Raw genomic sequence first — 18266 nt, 5'->3', positions numbered from 1 at the left:
GGCTGGAGCAATTTTCCTTCAACAGGATGCCGGGAGCATTTCCTCGTACAGTGCCGTATAGCTTTTTACCATCCGTTCCACCGAAAACCTTTCCCGGGCCAGCCGCCCGGCCTTTTCCCCCATCTCCCGGCGGAGCCGTGCATCTCCCAGGAGCACCTCCAGGGCCTTTACCGCTCCCGGCAGGTCCCGGGGCGGGACCAGGAACCCCGTCTCCCCGGGGACGACCAGTTCCCCCACCCCGCCCACCGCCGCGGCCACCACCGGCTTTGCCGCGTACATGGCCTCGATAATGGTGAGGGGCAGGCCTTCCCAGAGGGAGAAGAGGACGAAAACATCGAGATCGCCCAGAAGGGACGGGGCATCCTCGCGGCCGCCCGGAAGGAAAACTTTTCCGGCCAGGCCGTGGCGCGCCACAAAATCCCGACAACCGGCCATTAAAGGGCCGTCGCCAATGAGCACAAAATAAAGGCGGTTAGACCATTTCCCCGTGGAAAGCAGCGCCCGGGCCGTTTGCAGGAAGAACAGGGGATCCTTTGGCGCGCGCAGCCGGCACACCATACCCACCAGCAGGACGTCCCTGTCCAGGCCCAGCTCCCGGCGCAGGGCACCCGGCTTGAATGGGGGTTCCGGCAGGCCGTTGTGAATAACCGCCAGCCGGGAAGGCGGAGCCAGTCCCAGCTCAAGGCCCTTTTGCAGATCAGCCTGCGAAACGCACACCACCCGGCTGCTTACCCGCCCGGCCAGTCTTTCAGCCGCCACAAATAAAAGCTGGGCCGCCCGGGACTGGTAATCGTTTATTCCCCAGCCGTGAACGGTGAAGACGATGCCCGGTACCCCGGCCAGGCAGGCCGCCAGGCGCCCCAGGATACCTGCCTTGGAGCTGTGGCAGTGCACGATGTGAAAGCGCTCCCGGCGCATAAGGCGGTACAAAAAGCAAAAGGCGGACAGGTCCCTTAGAGGCGACACCTCCCGGCAGAGATACGGCACTTCCACGATCCTCACGTCCTCGTGCCCGGAAAGCCAGTGCACCAGCTCCCCGCCCGGCGCACAGGCCACCGTAACCTCAAAGCGCTCCCGGTTCAATCCGGACACCAGGTGGTAGAGCACCTTCTGGGCGCCGCCCAGTTCGGAAAGGGTAATTAGCTGGAGGAGCTTAACTTTTTCCATGCTACCATACCCCGACAACGCCAATCACCGGGTGGGTGTTCCTTACCTTCCGCAAATTATTCCGGCTACCCGTCCCCGGTCTTCTCCCATACCTCTATCTTTTTACAATTGCCTTGTAACTGGGAAGGTTAACCTGGCCAACCTTCGAAGATGCTTTCCCAAAAAAGAAGGCCGGCCCTTTAATAATACCTACCGGTTGCCGGCGGGGAAACTAAAGGAAAAACAAGGCCTTCCCTATAAAGCATCTTCGAGACCCGCTTCCTTGAGGGTGGCGGTGAGACGCTTCAGCTCCTGGGCGCGGTCCTTGCGGCACACCAGCAGGCACTCCCCGTCGTCCACCACTACCAGGTTTTCCACCCCCAGGGTGGCCACCAGCCTGCCGGGGGCGTAGATGATAGGGAGAGGAACTGCTTGGGTCTATCCCGCCGGGAGAGGGGCCAGAATCGCTCCCCTGTCCCACCGGCCATAATTACGGCATAAAACAATAATACATCCCCCCATCAGAAACAGCCAACCAGATTTTCCAGGCTGACCGAACTGTTTTCCTAACGGTAACCAGTGCGTTCCTGGCTGCTGAAGTAACCGGATTAACTTCCTGCCGGAAATCTATTCTTCTTTGTTTCCCGGCTAAAACTCCCACTCGAAATCTTCCACCTGGGGGTGGGCGGTAATTGCTTTTTTCATTAGATCGCAGATCCTCTGCAAGCCTGCGGGTGTTTTCGCCTCGCAGCGGGCCACCAGCACGGGCTGGGTGTTGGAAGCGCGCACAAGTCCCCACCCGTCCTCAAACACTACCCGGGCACCGTCCACGTCAATAACTTCGAACTGGCGCTGAAACTCCTTGACAAGCTGCTCTACAACGGCAAATTTAACCTCGTCCGGACAGGGTACGCGCGTCTCTGCCGTAGAATAATATTGCGGCACGCCGGTCAAAAGAAGAGAAAGAGGTTTTTCCGTATTTGATAAAATACGCAAGAGCCTCCCGGTGGCATACAGCGCATCGTCGTAGCCATAATATTCGTCGGCGAAAAACATGTGGCCGGACATTTCCCCTGTAAAGGGGGCGTTAAGTTCCCGCATTCTGGCCTTGATCAGGGAATGCCCGGTGCGGGAAAAAACGGGCTTCCCCCCAAGGCGGGCGGCTTCCTCCACCAGGCTCTGGGAGCACTTGACTTCCACCAGCACCGGGGCACCGGGGAAGCGGGGAAGAATTTCGCGCCAAAAGAGGATCATCAGCTTGTCCCCCCAGACCACGTTTCCCCGGTCGTCCACAACCCCCAGGCGGTCGGCATCCCCGTCGTAGGCCACGCCCAGATCCGCCCCCTCCTCAAGAACTTTCTTTTGCAAATCGAGGAGGTTGGCCGTTTTTACCGGGTCGGGGTGGTGGTGGGGAAAGGCCGGGTCGGGAGTACAATAAAGCTCTATGACGTTACAACCCCAGCGGCGCAAGAGCTGCGGCGCGAAGTAACCCGCCGTACCGCTGCCGCAGTCCACGACCACTTTTAATTGGCGGGGACCAAGTTTAATTTTATCAGCCAGCGCATCCAGGTAGGCGGGAACAACGTCAGCAGTTTTAATTTTCCCCCGGCCGGCGGCAAAGGAACCGAGTGAGCTAATCTCCTTGAGCTTCTGGATTTCATTCCCGTAGATCGTTTCCGCGCCGCCCGCAGCGAGCTTAAATCCGTTTTCCTCCGGCGGGTTGTGGCTGCCGGTGACCATCACGGCGCCTTTTACGCCCAGGTGGTAACGGGCGAAATATACGATGGGGGTGACCACCAGGCCCAGATCAATAACATCACATCCCGTTGATAAAAGCCCATCGCAAATTCCCTTTCGCAATTCTTCGGAACTGGCCCGGTTGTCCCGGCCCACCAACACTTCACTTAAGCCCTGTTCTAAAAGAAAGGTGCCGAAGGCTTTTCCCAGGATACGGGCAGTTTCAAAGGTTAAGTCTTTTCCGGCCACGCCCCGGATGTCGTATTCCCGGAAGATTGAGGGGTTTAAGAAAGGAGATATCTTCAGCAAGTCGAAAATCGCCTCCTTACATCACAAAACCATTACGAGGTACCGGGAACCGCTGCATTCCTCGCGCAGTTCCATCCCCTGGCGGACGGGGTCTATGATAGCCCCATCATTACAGTAATTCCTGCCGTGCTCAAAACTCTGCGGGGTCCGCCATGTCGCGGATGTGGGATTCGGTTAGTCGTGGCAATTTATCACTGTTTGTTTTGCTCCTTCTTCCAGTCATGGCCACCATTACCTTTCAGGCATAATAATCATCATTGCGTGCCGGTATAATTGCCGGTTTCCTGCAGCATCGTCCTCTCCCCGAACAGCCGCAGGAATTGTTTGAGCCTGTTTCTCGAACCCGGGGGCCGGAACCGCTCGCTGCCCCTTCCGGCAAGGACCACGGTGTGTATGTTAGCGTTGTCTTTTTCCCGCATGGTTCTCACAGGTGCGGCCTCCAATTCCGGTAATGTAACCATTGCTTTTATGTGTAAGCCCACAGAAAGCGAACAGCCCCTGCCCCGCCCTTCATCTGCCACGTCGTCGCAACAACGGCAATACCACCTTACCCAACGTGTGATCTTTTGTGTCTCCAGTTCCGGTGCGTAATGGGTCCAGAAATCTAGACACGAAAAATGGGGGGTCCAAGCTTCGAATGGCTGTACGGGAAAAATATCCAAACATCGGTGTAAAACCCCTTACAGGACTAGAGGACGCAGGTCTGCGCGCCGACGGTTTCCTGGAGGTGATGAGGTCGAGAACCAACTGTCTATCTCGATACAGCACTTTCTACAAGACTCCTGTAGGCCTCTTGGATCGCCTGGCATTGCCGAGCAAAAGAGTATCGTTGTTCGTACAGCTGCCGGCCTTTCCGACCCATCCGTTCGCACTCTTCGGGATGCGACGCGAGGAATCTCATGGCATCTCCAAGGCGTTGTACGTCGTCGTACGGTACCACGAGACCTATACCTTCACGCTCCACGATCTCTCCCACTAAGGTCCCGCCAGACGTTATGATAGGCCGGCCTAACATCATAGCTTCGTAGAGTTTATTGGGCGCGGCAAAACGATTATTCGGCACGGCGGGATCGTATAAGGCCAGTATGGCGATGGCGCCTCGCTGCAGCGCCAGGGCTTCCTCGTAGGAGACCCGGCCGCGGAAAGTAACGAGGTCTTCCTTTCCGCTTTCCGAAGCACACATTTTGGACAATGGGCCGAAGCCGGCGATCGTCAACCTTGCGCCAACCGCAAGTGCAGCACGGATTATTTGCTCGATGCCACGGTCAGGCTGGAGCACCCCGACATAGACGAAGTAATCACCCGGCTCCGTGTGTTCGCCGTGGTTAGCAAGGCAGTCTATTTCCTCCGGGGTGTTATAAAAAACGACCCACCGCCTGGGCGAAAAGCCAGTCTGCTCTATCCGACTTTCGTGAGCCAGCACCACCAAATCAGCCGCTCGGCAGGCTAGCCGTTCAAGCCAGTTAGCTAGCGGTTTCAGGCACCCAACCTTGCGGGAGTCGGCATACCAGTCGGCGATGTCGTATACCACCCGGCTCTTGACAAGGCAGCGGGCAAGCAACGCGGGCAGCACCGTATCCAGGTCGTACGCGTGAATCACCGGCGGGCGGGTTTTCAGGTGATTCCAGAGCAACCAGAGGTTAAACACCAGCAGGCCGAACAGGTTGAGAAACCCTCCGCCGAATCTGCCCGGAAAGTACATTCTGCAGCAGGGATAACCGGGCGTTAGACCTGTTTTGTCCAATCTTTCGCGTGCCCAAGCCAAAACACTGCAATGGTAACCTGCTCCTTTCAGGCAGCGCACTAGCCTGCTCACTCTGGGGTCGGGCAGAACCGGGTTAGAACGTGTAACCACAACTTCCCAACTCATTTCTGGTGTCACCCATTTGCGTTGAGTCTTCGAGCGAGAGAACTCCTTGTATCCTTATAATGGACCCAGGATTTTAGACAGTGAAAAGGGGGTTTTTTAGAACCAAATGTCTGTTCGCAAACAATATTCGCCGGAATTCAAAAGCAAGATCGTACTGGAAATTCTCAAAGAAGAAAAAACCCTCTCTCAGCTATCATCGGAATACGGGGTCCATGCCACTCAGTTAAAGAATTGGAAAAAAGAAGTACTCGAAAACCTGCCCCAACTTTTTGATAAAAGAAAATATAGAAGCCATGAAAAAAGATTACGAAAAGCAAATCCAGGACTTGTATGCCGAGATTGGTCGTCTGACCACACAACTGTCCTGGTTGAAAAAAAAATCTGGCATCCAGCATGACCCGTGAGCAACGCATGGCCCTGGTCGAGTGGGATAACCCGGAAATTCCCATTGCAACACAGGCCAGACTTTTGAGCCTTAATCGCACAAGCCTTTACTACAAGCCTGTGGGACCTTCACCAGAGGAAATCGCTATCAAACACCGCATTGATGAGATCTACACAGAACATCCGTACTACGGTTCCAGACGGATTACAGCACAGCTTCGCCGCGAGGGCTTTGAAGTCAACCGTAAAGCAGTACAGCGACATATGCGTGAAATGGGGATCGCCGGTATCCATCCCGGGCCAAACCTGAGCAAGCGCAATCAGCAACATAAGGTTTACCCCTACTTGCTTAGAAACCTCGAAATCACCCATCCAGACCAGGTGTGGGGCATAGATATTACCTACATTCGCCTGCAAAAGGGCTGGGTGTACCTGGTAGCAATCATGGATTGGTACTCCCGTTATGTGGTCAGTTGGGAGATGGACCTCTCGCTGGAGATTTCCTTTGTCCTGGAAGCGGTTAAACTGGCCCTGGCCCGGTCCCGGCCGAAAATCATGAACAGCGATCAGGGAAGCCAGTTCACCAGCCCGCAGTACATAGAGCTTTTAAAAAATGCGGGAGTCCAAATCAGCATGGACGGTAAGGGTAGAGCTACAGATACATCTTTGACGAGCGCCTCTGGCGCAGTCTGAAATACGAAGAAGTTTACCTGCACGACTACGCTAGTCCCCGTGAGGCCAGGCAAAGAATCGCCCACTACCTGGACTTTTATAACTATCGTCGCCCTCACCAATCACTTGGCTACCAAACACCTGCAGAAGTTTACATACAATCCTGCCAAAAGATGCAAAAGGAGGTGGTTACAACCAGCGATATTATAACAGATTTGGTAGTGCCAATGGTTTAATAACTCTAACCATTCTACCTATTACAAGGTCTATAAAACACGTATTTGGCTCTTAAATTTTAAATAAAACTGTCTTGAACAATGGGGTCCACCTTGGCTGTTTCTAAAGAGTTCAGCCGTTTGAACAAACTCTCCGGAATGGCTTTAAATAACAACATTATAAAGCGCCAGGCTGCCGGAATGTATATACCTCCTCACGCCCCTTATAATCCGTACACAGCACCGAAACAGGCGGTTCTGCAAGCCCCGCGTGAAGTGCGTACGCTTGGCGGTTGATGGTGGTGCTCAGCACCACCCTGCTTCTGCTCGTCGCAGTATGGCGGCACGTCGGTGCCGCCGCCGAAATCGATGCGCAATGGGGAGCGTGCACGGATGATCATTTCTAAGGTACCATCTTAAAGATCGCACAAATGATCTCCCATTGGCGCCACATCAATCGTTCCCAACTCAGCCGCTCGGCATATAGCAATGCATGTTGCCGGAGCCTGGTATGCTGGGCGGAATCGAGCATCTCCATCACCGCACCGGCGATGTCCTCCGGACTGCCGTCGGTCAGACACCCCGCCTGGCTCTGCCGGATGACACGAGTAATATCGCCCACATCGGTGCCTAGTACTGGCAACCCGACGGCCATGTACTCGGCGATTTTAAGGGGGAAGGCATATCGGGTCAAGGGGGAAGGCCGGAAGGTACAAATGCCGATAGTAGCGTTGGCCGTGTAGCGAGATAGTTCATGATACGGCTTGCGGCCCAGGAAGATCACGCGACCGCCAAGCCCCAGCTCCTCAACGAGCGCTTTCCACTCAGCTTCCGCCGGCCCAGAGCCAATGATGTGTAGCTCCGCATCAGAACGTTGCTTCAGGATGAATGGCATTGCCCGAATGACCAAGTCCACGCCCGCCCAATGCTCCAGCGAGCCCGTGTAAATTAGAACCGGTGGGTCAAACCGAGGGCTGGCGGCTGGGCGAAACAGTTGACTCTCGTAACCGTTCTCCACCACGTAAACCGGCCGTTGTGTAAAAGACCGCCGCAAGGCAGCAAGCTCCTCACCCACTGAAATCACGGCGTCCGATTCCGCAATGCAGCGATTTTCGATTCGCATGATCGCACGGAACACGTCCGGCTGGTTTATGTAGAAACCCGGGAAGAAATCATAGTCCTCGTAGACCACAGCACGTATCCTGCCTAGACGCTTGAGCCACAGCGCGACGATGCCTGCCCACGGCGTGCTGGCAACCGCCACGTCAAACACACTGCTGTCCCGCAACAAGCCATGTAAGAACGTAAGAGCTGGACCAGTAGTGGAATGGATGGCGGAGTGCCAAAACCGGAAGAAATTAGTATGCACCTCAATGTATTTTATGTTCCCATCCTGCCAATTTACTGCCTTTTCTAGGTCACGGATGTGGACGAGCCGCTTCCACATTGACCATTTTTTTTCGAACGGAGCCATGCTGTTGTACAGGACAGTTACCTGGGAGCAGCGGGTAGCCAAAAAGCGGATGACATGATGCACCCGCTGGTTGGGAGCAAGACGGCGGTTGGCAACGTCAATGGCAGTAATGATCATTAACTTCAACTTCTGCATTTACTTCACTCCTAAACCGGCGAATAGCAGCTCTTGCGCGCAATTGCAAGAATAGTCTCGCCGAGTCGATTAAAAATCGGTAGTTTTCGTAAGATCCGCTCTACCCGCACGGCCTTTCGTGCGGCTTTTTCTGGGTTTTGCCCCACTTTAACCAGAAAGCAGGTTAACCATCGAGTGAACGGAAGCACCAATGTTTCGATCCGTATTACCTCGTACTGATACTCCCGCAAGAACCTTACCACCTCCGCAACGGTGTATCGACGATCCAAGCTATGATCTTTTTGCCAGTTTACCAGGTGGTGGTGGGGACTCAGCACACCGGGCACTATCGTACCAAGCAAGACTTCGAGCATGGAAAGCGGGTTCCAACTCCAAGGGAGACTATGACGGGAAGGAACGGCTAGGACGAGCTTGCCTCCCGGCACCAACACCCGTGTGGCCTCATATAGGGCGATGTGCGGGCGGATTGTCTGGCCCAAGGTATAGGTACTCACCACGATGTCAAACTCTGCCGAGCCGAAAGGCATGAATTCCGCATCGACCAATATAGCCTCCAGCCCGCGCCGCCTCGCCAGCTTTACCCGATACGGATTATGGTCGATTCCCAACACCCGTAGATCGGGGCGTTTCCGTACCACCTTAGTCAAGAGGTATCCGTCACCGCAGCCCACATCCAGCACCCTGGCGCCAGGGGCTGCTTTCGATATGAGTGTATCAGCCAGTTCCTCATACCTCAGGTCATAAAGCCACCGCGACTCCGGTGCCCAGGTGGCCAATACATCCTCTACAAAAGGTTCGCCAGAGGAAAAAACTGGCTTATAGTTCGGGTTACGAAGGAAGCCAAGTTCGCATCGGCGACCGTAACGGGCTCGGTAAACCGCTTGAACCCTCCGCAGGAAATAGTCGACCACACAGGCTGCGGCAGCGACCCCTCCCAATATCTGGGAACGAAAGTACAGCGCCGGGACAGCCGCACTGAAGGTAACAAATAACAAGATCTGAGTGCGCAGGATGTAGGCCGTTGGTTTAGCCAGCAAGCGTAGCACTTCGGTTACCGTACCCCTACCGACGCCGATCACCCACCGGATGAGATTAATGCGGGTGAGGAAAGGAGAATCAAAATCAAGTGGCGGCTTTTTACGCCCGACCCGCAACCACCCCAAGGTATACCCGTAGACACGACCTACATCAAGTGCCAACCAAATCAACGGTAACCATAGAAAGACTCGCCAATCGTGGATGGCCTGGTAAACGCCCCATGCCCGCATAAGGAAGCCCAGCGCACCTACTAGGGCAAGTAGGGCCCCTACCAAAGGAGAAACGACCAGAAGCGTCAGCACCAAAAGCAACAGAAAGAGCCGCAGATAGCTTTGCTGGTTCCAGATGAAAAAGAGGCGGGCTTCACCATCCCCGCGGGCGTACGCGAACGATTGCCGGTAAAAGGCTCGCAGGTTCGGCCGGGGGCGCCAATATACGATGGCATCGCTGGCGAAGGCATGTTTCAAGCCGGCCTTGCGTAGAGAGAGGTCGAACAGGGTATCCTCAGCCGTTTGCAAGTACTCTGGGTAACCCCCTACCATTTCCCAGGCATCCCGCGTAAATGCGATAGATCGGCTAGACGGCATAAAGGTGTTTGGATCCACGCACTCCAACTTGGGGAAGGTCAACTCGCCTAAAATCCGTTCAAAAAGGGATCGACAATCTGGTTTATAGAAACCACAGACCACCTGAACTTCGGAATCTACTTCAAAGGGAGCTACTATATTACGCAACCAGTCTCGGTCTGCTCGACAACCCGCATCGGTGACGGCGATGAGATTGTGGGTAGCAGCGCGGATACCGATGTTCCGCCCCTGCGCGATATTAGTACCTGGTGCCTCGATCAACCGAATGGTGTCGTGATCCCTGGCAAACTGTCGTACGATCTCTACAGTCCGATCAGTGGATCCCCCATCCACCACCACAATCTCATCGGGAGGGCGGGACTGGCTCAACAAAGCCTCCAATACTTCAGCAATCGACGACTCTTCGTTCTTGATTGTGAGGACTACGGATACCTTGCGCATTGCGGTTCCAGACTGCCCCCTTGTACTTTCCGACCTCCCATCGGAACCGTATTTGCAGTATAGCTCGTTCACACGAGGATCCGCCCAGCTTCGAGCGTTGGCCCGTTCCAGAACCGCCAGGCATTCTCTGCATCGGCCAAACCGGGCTAGGGCCTGCGCCAGCTGAACGGTTGCTTCACGAACCTCCGGCGCTAAGCGAACTGCCTCTTCCAGGTGGCGGATACCGCCCTCTTCGCCGGAGCGTACCTGCAACATGCCCAAGCGCATGTGGGCATAAACGTGACTTGGGTCCAACCTGATACACGCTTCATACTCAGCCCGGGCCTCCGGGATGCCTAACGCTTCCGACACCACCGCGTGCATGTACGCGATCTGGGAGTTGTCGGGCTCGAGCCGACGGGCAACTTGTAACACCTCCAGTGCTGCCTGGTAATCGCCGACGCGGTACAGCAGCTCACCCCTATGGTACAGTATTGGGGCGATGTCACCCAATTGACGGCGAGCTTTCTCTAACTCACAGAGTGCCCGGTCTGGGAAATCGGCGATCTGGAAAAGAGCTGCCCGTGCTACATGGGCGTGGCCCGTCTCCGCATCCGCCAGTTCATCCGCCATCAGTAGGGCTTGAGCAACCGGTAACCCTTTTGCGGAAAGGTGGGCTACCATATCCCATACGCCCCAGAGTCCCGGTTTACTGGGTGTCCGACGCTCCCCGTACCGAAATAAGGTTTCATAGGCGTCCGCTATAGCACCCCAAGTGTGCTGCCTGGTCAACTTGTAACCCTGTCTCGCTATATGCCAGAAATATTCTGGGTTTTCCAGTGCCTCTTTCAGACCTTCCGCCAGATCGTCGGAAGTGCTATACAACCTAGCCACTCCCAACAGGAAAGGTGGCATGCAGCTTAAGTATCTTCGCTTGAGCTCGCTCGAGTAGGCTGCGAAAACGATACGTCCAGCTGCCAGGGCTTCCCAGATGGACAAATACCCGGTGGCGTACACAAAACGATAGCCAGACATCAGCACTGCTGGATCTGGAACGGAGGCAAAAAACCGGACCGGTAGGCCCCGCCGCCGGGCGTAAGTCTCCAGCCGGGGCCTTAGGGACCCGTTCCCGTACAGGTCGGCCGGTAGTTCCACCCCGTACCGGGCGCGCAGAATCGACAGAGCCTCAAGCAGCATGTGCACGTCCGTGTCCGGCTCCAGCCGGCCCGCAAACAAAATGCGGTAGGCGCCCGGTCCGTCGGTATTCCGCTGCTGCACGACGCCGCCATAAGTTACCATGTCCGCCGGCGGCCCATATACTTCTGATATCCACTCACCGACAGCTATCGACGCCGTTGCCAAGTCGTACGCTAACCAGTGGAGGTTCCGCGTTGGCGCAGGAACTGGCCACTGGCCCTCATGCCCATGCCGAACCAGAACCACAGGCTGGCGCAGCCGGCGGACGAGATACGGAAATAACCAGAATACGGCCGGATAGAAATCGTGGATCACAATTACGTCGAATTGGTCCAACCACATTTGGTGGCGTACCACCCACCGCCACCCTTCCCATGGGTGGACGGCGTGCATACACCGGATCTCAGCTTCCACCAGAAACGCTACGCTTCCGTTCCCAATGAGCACCGACACCTCGTAACCGCGCTTGGTTAGCTCGGCTGTTACCTGCTGAACGTGCCGTTCTACCCCACCGTACTGATTTAAAGTTTTGACCACCATGCAAATCCGCACACCTACGCACCACCCCTCTTCCTTTCATCTTAACAGATCCGCCACAATACGTGCGCTTACCCGCGCCCGATGCCGGAGCCATTGCGTTGTTGTTAGCAAGTGATCCCGAATTTGTTCCCGCCGTTCCCAGGCCTGGGACACGCAATCCCAAAGGCGGTCCAACTGGAGGTTTGTGTCTACCCAGTTGTGACCATCCCCAATCCCGGGTGATGCCAGTTCCGGTAGACCGACCATCTCCATAAATTGCTGTACCTTATGATGATAGGGAATTGCCACCACCGGTACGCCCATTGAAGCGGCCAGGATCAATGCGTGCAATCGGAGGCCGATCACGAGGTCCGTGTGCGCTAGAAACGCCTGGGTTTGGGCTGGCGTGAGACCTTCTAGCGCCATGAGACTGGCCGATTGGCCTACATCCGCCCGCTCCAAAACCTCCCGGGCAAAAGGAGCGTCATAGGACGGCTGCATACATGTGAATGCCACGTGTGCCCCTAGCTGTGACACCAGACGCCTAGTAAGCGCGGCCAAGTCATTCCTGTACTGGTCAAAGCGGTGACCCTTACCGGGCCAGAGGCGCGGGTTATGAAACAATGGCGCCACGCTTACGGCCACTACAGGCTGACCAGGCCGACCAGGTCGCGGCATGGGCGGCGGCACCTTTTCCCCGCCCCGCCACCCGATAGCCGGATCGGCGGCGACCTCAATAGGCCGTCGGACCCCGCTTACACGCAGCCATTCAAGGGAAGCTTGATCCCGGACGGTTGCAACGTCCATCAAATTGATTAGCATCCGGATATATAACTTACCTTTCGGAGTAGTAATGGGACCAGCCCCCACCGCATAGAGCATGACCTTTCCGCAAAGCACTTTAGCTGCCAGCGCTCGTAGCAGCCAGGTAGGAATAGCCTCCGGCTGCCAGTCAGAGAGGAACCCTCCACCGCCCAGGATCACCAGATCCGCCCGAGCGATGGCTTGTAACGTGGTGATGATCCTGCCTGACCTGAACGACGCCTTCACATCTGACCAGTGATAAGGCAGATGCAGTGCGGTCGGTAATCGGTGCACGGCGCGTGTGTGATCTGGCACCCCCGACAGCACCGAGATTCTGGCCCCCGGTATTTCCGCTTGTAGGTCCTCAACCATACTGGCTAGAATAGCCTCGTCGCCAGCGTTGCCATAACCATACCAGCCAACGATTAAAATCTGTACTCCCTGAGGCGTGCTTTCCATATCCATATCCATATCCATATCCATATCCATTTCCATATCCATATCCATATCCATTTCCATTTCCATTTCCATTTCCATTTCCAGATCTACACCTGGTTCTTCCACTTCCAACATCACTGCCTATTCACGCTGTACCAGTACAGGCCTTTTGTGGCTTGGCAGTTTCCGAATGGCGAAGAAGGTATTTTTTTACCTGGAAACAGTCAAGGTTAACCCGGCCAACCTTCGAAGATGCTTTCCAGACGAACGGTGAACCCTGGAAGGACACGTGAGGAGATTTCGCCTGTTCGCTCTGCCTCCTGGTCGAGGACAAACCTGCCCTCTCTGGGCACGAAAACCTGTACCGATTTTTCTTCCGGGTCCACGATCCAGTATTCCTTGACGCCGCACCGCTCGTAGACTTTGAATTTTTTCCGCAGGTCGTAGTAGGCGGTGGCGGGGGAGAGAATTTCCACCACCAGGTCGGGAGCGCCATTTATCCGCTGCGGCTCGATGATGTTCATTATTTCCCGGGCGCGGCCTTATTGTAACATTTTTCCGGAAGGCGGGCAAACCCGCTTTACCCCGCCGCCCCGCCCATAAACTCCGCATACGCCCGGGCCACCTCCGCGGCTGGACCCTGCATCCTTATCTCCCCCCGGTCCAGCCACACCGCCAGGTTGCACAGTTCCGCCACCTGCTTTGGTGCGTGGGTGACGAAGATGATGGTCTTCCCCTGCCCCTGCAGTTCCCGGATGCGGGCCAGGCACTTTTCCTGGAAGGCCAGGTCCCCCACGGCCAGCACTTCGTCGATGAGCAGGATTTCCGGGTCCACGTGCACGGCCACGGCAAAGCCCAGCCTCATGTACATGCCCGAGGAGTAGTTGCGTACGGGGTTGTCGATGAAGTCGCCCAGCTCGGCAAAGGTGATGATGTCGTCCAGGCGCTCCTTGATCTCCCTGCGGGTCAAGCCGAGGATGGAGGCGTTTAAGAAAATATTTTCCCGTCCCGTGAAGTCGGGGTGAAAGCCGGCACCCAGCTCCAGCAGGGTGGAAACTCTCCCCTTTACGCGCACCTCACCCTCCGTGGGGTATAAGATGCGGCTGATTACTTTTAAAAGGGTACTTTTGCCGGAACCGTTGCGGCCGATGAGGCCCACGGTTGTTCCCCGCGGCACGGTGAGGTTTATGCTTTTAAGCGCCCAGAAGTCTTCGGCGCGCTGCCGGCCCCAGAAGATGACCCGCTCTTTGAGGGATATTGCCCGCTCGTGGTAGATGCGGAACTTTTTCCATAAATTAACTACTTCCACTGCAGCCACGGGTTGTCCTCCGCTTTAAATTTCTTCGGCTATGTTGCGCTGCAGCCGGCTGAAGAAAATCAGGCTCAGCGTCAAAAGAACTGCCAGGCCCGCGGCCAGGTAGCCCAGGGACGTCCAGTCGGGCCAGCGGCCGTAAAAGAAAATGGCCCGGTAGGCTTCCATCAAGGGGGTGGCGGGATTGAGGTTGAAAAAGGGCTTCACTCTTGCCGGTATTATGTCCACCGGGTAGAGCACGGGGGTGAGGAAAAACCACACGGTCATCAAAATACCCAGGATGTGCTCCAGGTCCCGGAAGTAAACGTTGGCCACCGAAACACAGAGGGCCAGGGAAGTCACCAGCATGGTTTCCACCAGCAGCACTGCCGGGAAGGCCAGGAGCGCTGCGGTGAGCTTAATTTTGAAGGCCAGAAGGGCCGGAATGAGGATTAATAGGCTTAACAAATAGTTGACCAGATTGGCCAGGACCACCGAGAGGGGCAGGACCTCCCGGGGGAAGTAGATTTTTTTAATCAGGGCGCCGTTCTGCACCAGGCTGGCCGCTCCCTGGAGGACTGAGACCGAAAGATAGTTCCAGGGTAAAAGGGCTACAAAAAGAAACATGGCGTAATTTTCAATTTGAGCCCGCATGACAAAAGAAAATACGACGTTATAAACGACCAGCATCAAAAGAGGATTGAAGAATGTCCACAAAAAACCGAGCACCGACCCTTTGTAGCGTGCCCGGAGCTCTTTGGCCACCAGATTTCTGAGCATTTCCCTGTAGGCGTAAATCTCTTTGATCTGCTCACACATATTATTGCACCTGCTTGATTTATCCCTGCAAGGTCGGGACTGCCTTCAACTGCTGAAAAGCCGCTTCAAAACTTTTGTTTATCTGCCCGGCTTCCTTTACCAGCTTTTTTGCTTCCTCCGTTTTACCCTGCTTTTCTCTCACCAGGGCCAGCCAGAGGGATGCTTCGCCTTTCAACTGACTATCCTGAAGAGCGGCCTGCAGGCTTTTTTCCGCTCCCGGCAGGTCACCCAGCAGGTACCGGGCCTGCCCCATCTCCAGGTGCACCCCGGGCGTAACGGAGAGCATGGGAGCGTCTACCCAGAGCTTCTTCTCTTCTTCCCCCAGTCCCGCCACCCGGGCCTGGATCATCTCCGGTACCTTCAGGGCTTCTTCCAGGTGCCGGCGGGCGGCATCCCTGTTGCCTGCCTGCAGTTCACCCCTGCCGGCGGCGGCACAGGTTGTTGCAAAAGTTTCGTACCAGGCAATTTGATAGGGTGCCAGCTCCAGTGCCCGGCGGGCATAGTTGACAGCGTCCGGGTACCTGCCGGCGGCCAGGGAGGCCCGGGCGAGATCGGCCTGGCGGCCAGCGCTGTAACGGCTTAAGGCGGCGGCCCGGCGGGCCTCCTCCAGGGCCTGCTGTGGCTTACCCGTACCCAGGTAGATGCGCATCAGGACGGTATGGTAGTCGGCATTGAAAGGATTATAAGCGGCTGCCTTCTGCATGGCGGCCAGGCCCTGCTGGACGTTTCCCTGCTGCAGGTATCCGGCCGCCTGGCTGGCATAGCTGCCGGCAGAGGCCAGGAAGAAGGCAAAAAGGAACACTATGGCGCCGGCAACGGTGGCTGCGGCCAGGGCGACCGGATTTGAAGTTTGGGTCTTGGCGCTTTTTAGCGGCCGCAATGAGGTAACTGCTGTTTGAGCAGGTCCACCTGTAGCATGTATGATCTTCTTGCGTTTAGCTTTTTTGGCCATGTTTACCAGCCCTTAAATACTGAATCTATTTCTTCGTCACTGAAATGAAACTGTCGTAGTATGCGTAATACTACCACTGGGGAAAACTCACCGGCACCCATATCAATGGGTACCACAATTTTCCGTCCCTTTAAATATCGTACATATAATCGGTGGTCCCCTTTACCCTCACGATAATACTTACAGCCGCGGGATTCCAACAATCGAATAAGTTCCTTAACTTTAAGTGAGGGGACGCTTTTAGGCATGGATTGCCCTCAGTTCGAAGTATTCAGGTACAGGTTCATCAGAAGGCATTGATAAAAACTCATGTAATTCATTTATTGGAACTGGTGCCGTGTAAATTTCGGGATCTTCCCTGCGGGCATCTTCGAAAGAGTCAATGGCTTCTTTTAATTTGAAAACAGCCTCGTCCTTTGTTTTTCCCTGGCCGATCAGGCCATTTTCCAGACATAAGGCCACCCAGTACCCGCCACTTTTCTTTAAAACGAAAGTAAAAAAGCCATTACGGAATTGCATCATCATTCACCTTCCCCACTTATTTCCCTGTTTCGATTATAACCCAGAACCCTGACGCAGGCAAAGAGAGTCCACAAGGCCAGGGTGAGGGCGGACAGGGACAGGTCGAAGTCAACTGCTGCGTGCAGGCCCACGGCCAGGGCTCCGGCAGTCATGGCCCAGACCATGGCCCGGCTGGTACTGCCGGCGGGCGCCTTCCAGTACGCCCGGTGGGCGGCCCACAGATAGGAGACCCAGATGCCCAGCAGCACCAGTAATCCCACAACACCCGTTTCCACGGCCACCTGGAAGTAGTGGCTGTGTACCTCGTTGGAGTTGTACAGGTAGCCCTGGTAGGCCCGGTAGGCTTCTTCCCAACCGCCCCCACCCCAGCCCAGAAGGGGGCGATCCTTGATCATGATCATGGCATCTTTAACAAAATAGGCACGTGAAAAAGCGTTGCGCAAATAAGTAAAGCTGGTTACCTTTTCCATAACCTCGGGGTGTGTGGTCAGCACCGCCGCGCCTGCAACCAAACAGGCCAGTATAATGGAGGCTAAAGCCATATTCACCCGCTTTTTATCTTCAAACCACGGAGATAAAAAGCGCCTTTCCGCAAAGCCATAAGCCCACTGTCCGGCCAGAACCAGGGCCAGCCCGCCCAAGATCCAGAGCCAGGCCGTTCCCATCTGCTTGGCCATGGCTGCCGCGATGAACTTATGGGATGCAGTATAACCCAGGCCGCCCACATACAGCGCATGCAGCAGTACGGGCAGCCGTTTTTGCCAGTGCAGCCCGATCAGGTAGAGCACGAACACCGCGCCGGTGATGAGCAGGCCGCCGCGGGATTTGGTGCCGAAGAGCACGGCCAGGATGATGAAGTTGGCCGCGGCGTAAAAATACCCGTACGGCCGGCATTCCAGCAGGCGCCGGGGCAGGGTTTTGAGCAGCACCCGGTCAGTGATGCTTTCCCCCACGGTGCGGGAACCATAGTGCGCCCACAGGAACAGCCCCAGGAAGCCCGCCAGGGCCAGGTAGCTGGCCAGGGCGTTGGGGTACTGGAAGGTGGAATAAATGCGCCCGTTTAGAAAACCGTCCTTTATATATACCAGACCGGTGGCCGTGAAGAGACCGGCCAATGCTACACCGGCGGCAGCCAGATAAATGACATGCAGCAGGCGGCCGGCGTCTTCTTCCTGTTCCACCACCTGAACGGCCACCCAGTAGGCCAGGAAATACAGGATGTTCTTGACAATTTCGTCCACCGCCAGGCCATAGTTGACCGCCCCGAAGGCGGCAATAACGTACACCAGCGGCAGGGCCAGGGTGAAATAGTCCAGCGGGTGCGATAGAAAGCTGTAATCCCGCTGCCCGTGCTTCCAGAGCCAGGTGAACCAGAAGATTACCGCCGCGCCCATCAGGGCCAGTTCCTGCTCGGGAGGGAAGAAGAGACCCCGGAAAAAGGGTGGGAAAAAGAGCAGCGCCGCCAGTCCCCAAAAAGAAACCTGGTAGATCCAGGGGCGGGCAGTCGCCGTCATTGCAGCCAATTCCCTTGTGCGATTTACCCGGGAGGTTGTGGCAGTTGCTTTGGCCATGGTCTAGCTCCTTTGTGTTACAAAATTTTGTCAGGACTCTTAAGGCACAAATTACAGCATTCTACAATAATTCCCTAATTCCTGCATCCAACTTCTTTTTTATTGTAAAATCTTCCTGCAGAAAAGTACATTCCGTTTACTTTTCAAGGCGGGGTTTCTACCCGCC

Annotated in this window: 15 protein-coding genes and 2 pseudogenes; 1 reads left to right on the top strand and 16 read right to left on the bottom strand. The window is 55.7% G+C overall.

What is annotated here, in order from left to right; all coding sequences use genetic code 11:
• Positions 1–18: 18 nt before the first annotated feature.
• From G7K71_RS14935 to G7K71_RS14910, 6 genes and pseudogenes are all read right to left on the bottom strand, one after another.
• Positions 19–1167 (bottom strand): glycosyltransferase family 4 protein, encoded by a 1149-nt coding sequence (locus G7K71_RS14935; protein ID WP_166347950.1) that lies wholly within the window; start codon positions 1165–1167, stop codon positions 19–21.
• Positions 1168–1401: 234 nt separating this feature from the next.
• Complete coding sequence (locus tag G7K71_RS14930; protein WP_313884993.1) at positions 1402–1539, bottom strand: hypothetical protein; 138 nt, start codon at positions 1537–1539, stop codon at positions 1402–1404.
• Between the two features lie 17 nt (positions 1540–1556).
• A pseudogene (locus tag G7K71_RS20290) lies at positions 1557–1634 on the bottom strand (sugar phosphate nucleotidyltransferase); the annotation flags it as partial.
• Positions 1635–1794: 160 nt separating this feature from the next.
• Entirely contained in the window at positions 1795–3183 is a 1389-nt protein-coding gene (locus G7K71_RS14920; RefSeq protein WP_166348502.1) for a phosphomannomutase/phosphoglucomutase, read from the bottom strand.
• A 263-nt stretch (positions 3184–3446) separates the two neighbouring features.
• On the bottom strand, positions 3447–3620 hold the full coding sequence (locus tag G7K71_RS14915) for a hypothetical protein (RefSeq protein WP_166347947.1): 174 nt from the start codon (positions 3618–3620) through the stop codon (positions 3447–3449).
• Between the two features lie 323 nt (positions 3621–3943).
• Positions 3944–5062, bottom strand: coding sequence for a glycosyltransferase family 4 protein (locus tag G7K71_RS14910; protein ID WP_166347944.1), 1119 nt, complete (start codon positions 5060–5062; stop codon positions 3944–3946).
• Positions 5063–5168: 106 nt separating this feature from the next.
• On the opposite strand from G7K71_RS14910, the pseudogene G7K71_RS14905 reads away from it, so the two are divergent.
• A pseudogene (locus G7K71_RS14905) lies at positions 5169–6354 on the top strand (IS3 family transposase).
• A 382-nt stretch (positions 6355–6736) separates the two neighbouring features.
• Here the strand turns inward: G7K71_RS14905 and G7K71_RS14900 are convergent.
• The 10 genes from G7K71_RS14900 to G7K71_RS14855 form a co-directional block, all read right to left on the bottom strand.
• Positions 6737–7942 (bottom strand): glycosyltransferase family 4 protein, encoded by a 1206-nt coding sequence (locus tag G7K71_RS14900; protein ID WP_166347941.1) that lies wholly within the window; start codon positions 7940–7942, stop codon positions 6737–6739.
• Between the two features lie 11 nt (positions 7943–7953).
• On the bottom strand, positions 7954–11724 hold the full coding sequence (locus G7K71_RS14895) for a glycosyltransferase (RefSeq protein WP_166347939.1): 3771 nt from the start codon (positions 11722–11724) through the stop codon (positions 7954–7956).
• Between the two features lie 36 nt (positions 11725–11760).
• Positions 11761–13080, bottom strand: a complete 1320-nt coding sequence (locus tag G7K71_RS14890) for a polysaccharide pyruvyl transferase family protein (protein WP_166347936.1) — start codon at positions 13078–13080, stop codon at positions 11761–11763.
• A 95-nt stretch (positions 13081–13175) separates the two neighbouring features.
• Complete coding sequence (locus G7K71_RS14885) at positions 13176–13469, bottom strand: Uma2 family endonuclease (protein WP_243174924.1); 294 nt, start codon at positions 13467–13469, stop codon at positions 13176–13178.
• Positions 13470–13525: 56 nt separating this feature from the next.
• A complete protein-coding gene (locus G7K71_RS14880) occupies positions 13526–14263 on the bottom strand; it encodes an ABC transporter ATP-binding protein (RefSeq protein ID WP_166347933.1) in 738 nt (245 codons plus the stop codon).
• Positions 14264–14278: 15 nt separating this feature from the next.
• Positions 14279–15055 (bottom strand): ABC transporter permease, encoded by a 777-nt coding sequence (locus G7K71_RS14875; RefSeq protein WP_166347930.1) that lies wholly within the window; start codon positions 15053–15055, stop codon positions 14279–14281.
• Between the two features lie 19 nt (positions 15056–15074).
• Positions 15075–15935, bottom strand: coding sequence for a lipopolysaccharide assembly protein LapB (locus G7K71_RS14870; RefSeq protein WP_166347927.1), 861 nt, complete (start codon positions 15933–15935; stop codon positions 15075–15077).
• A gap of 74 nt (positions 15936–16009) precedes the next feature.
• Positions 16010–16255 (bottom strand): type II toxin-antitoxin system HicA family toxin, encoded by a 246-nt coding sequence (locus G7K71_RS20285; RefSeq protein ID WP_166347924.1) that lies wholly within the window; start codon positions 16253–16255, stop codon positions 16010–16012.
• Entirely contained in the window at positions 16248–16532 is a 285-nt protein-coding gene (locus G7K71_RS14860) for a type II toxin-antitoxin system HicB family antitoxin (protein ID WP_207712924.1), read from the bottom strand. Before G7K71_RS14860 ends, G7K71_RS20285 begins: the two co-directional genes overlap by 8 nt.
• Positions 16529–18100, bottom strand: a complete 1572-nt coding sequence (locus tag G7K71_RS14855; protein WP_166347921.1) for an O-antigen ligase family protein — start codon at positions 18098–18100, stop codon at positions 16529–16531. The genes G7K71_RS14860 and G7K71_RS14855 overlap by 4 nt, the downstream gene beginning before the upstream one ends.
• Positions 18101–18266 lie beyond the last annotated feature (166 nt).

Source organism: Desulfofundulus sp. TPOSR (assembly GCF_011393055.1).
GTDB lineage: Bacteria > Bacillota > Desulfotomaculia > Desulfotomaculales > Desulfovirgulaceae > Desulfofundulus > Desulfofundulus kuznetsovii.
This window is presented reverse-complemented; position numbering and strand designations above follow the sequence as displayed.

Bases quoted from the DNA above. Each gene is read 5' to 3' on its own strand.
- G7K71_RS14860 (WP_207712924.1), bottom strand. From the start codon at position 16,532: ATGATGATGCAATTCCGTAATGGCTTTTTTACTTTCGTTTTAAAGAAA.
- G7K71_RS20285 (WP_166347924.1), bottom strand. From the start codon at position 16,255: ATGCCTAAAAGCGTCCCCTCACTTAAAGTTAAGGAACTTATTCGATTG.
- G7K71_RS14900 (WP_166347941.1), bottom strand. From the start codon at position 7,942: ATGCAGAAGTTGAAGTTAATGATCATTACTGCCATTGACGTTGCCAAC.
- G7K71_RS14935 (WP_166347950.1), bottom strand. From the start codon at position 1,167: ATGGAAAAAGTTAAGCTCCTCCAGCTAATTACCCTTTCCGAACTGGGC.
- G7K71_RS14875 (WP_166347930.1), bottom strand. From the start codon at position 15,055: ATGTGTGAGCAGATCAAAGAGATTTACGCCTACAGGGAAATGCTCAGA.
- G7K71_RS14895 (WP_166347939.1), bottom strand. From the start codon at position 11,724: ATGGTGGTCAAAACTTTAAATCAGTACGGTGGGGTAGAACGGCACGTT.
- G7K71_RS14885 (WP_243174924.1), bottom strand. From the start codon at position 13,469: ATGAACATCATCGAGCCGCAGCGGATAAATGGCGCTCCCGACCTGGTG.
- G7K71_RS14910 (WP_166347944.1), bottom strand. From the start codon at position 5,062: ATGAGTTGGGAAGTTGTGGTTACACGTTCTAACCCGGTTCTGCCCGAC.
- G7K71_RS14890 (WP_166347936.1), bottom strand. From the start codon at position 13,080: ATGTTGGAAGTGGAAGAACCAGGTGTAGATCTGGAAATGGAAATGGAA.
- G7K71_RS14855 (WP_166347921.1), bottom strand. From the start codon at position 18,100: ATGGCCAAAGCAACTGCCACAACCTCCCGGGTAAATCGCACAAGGGAA.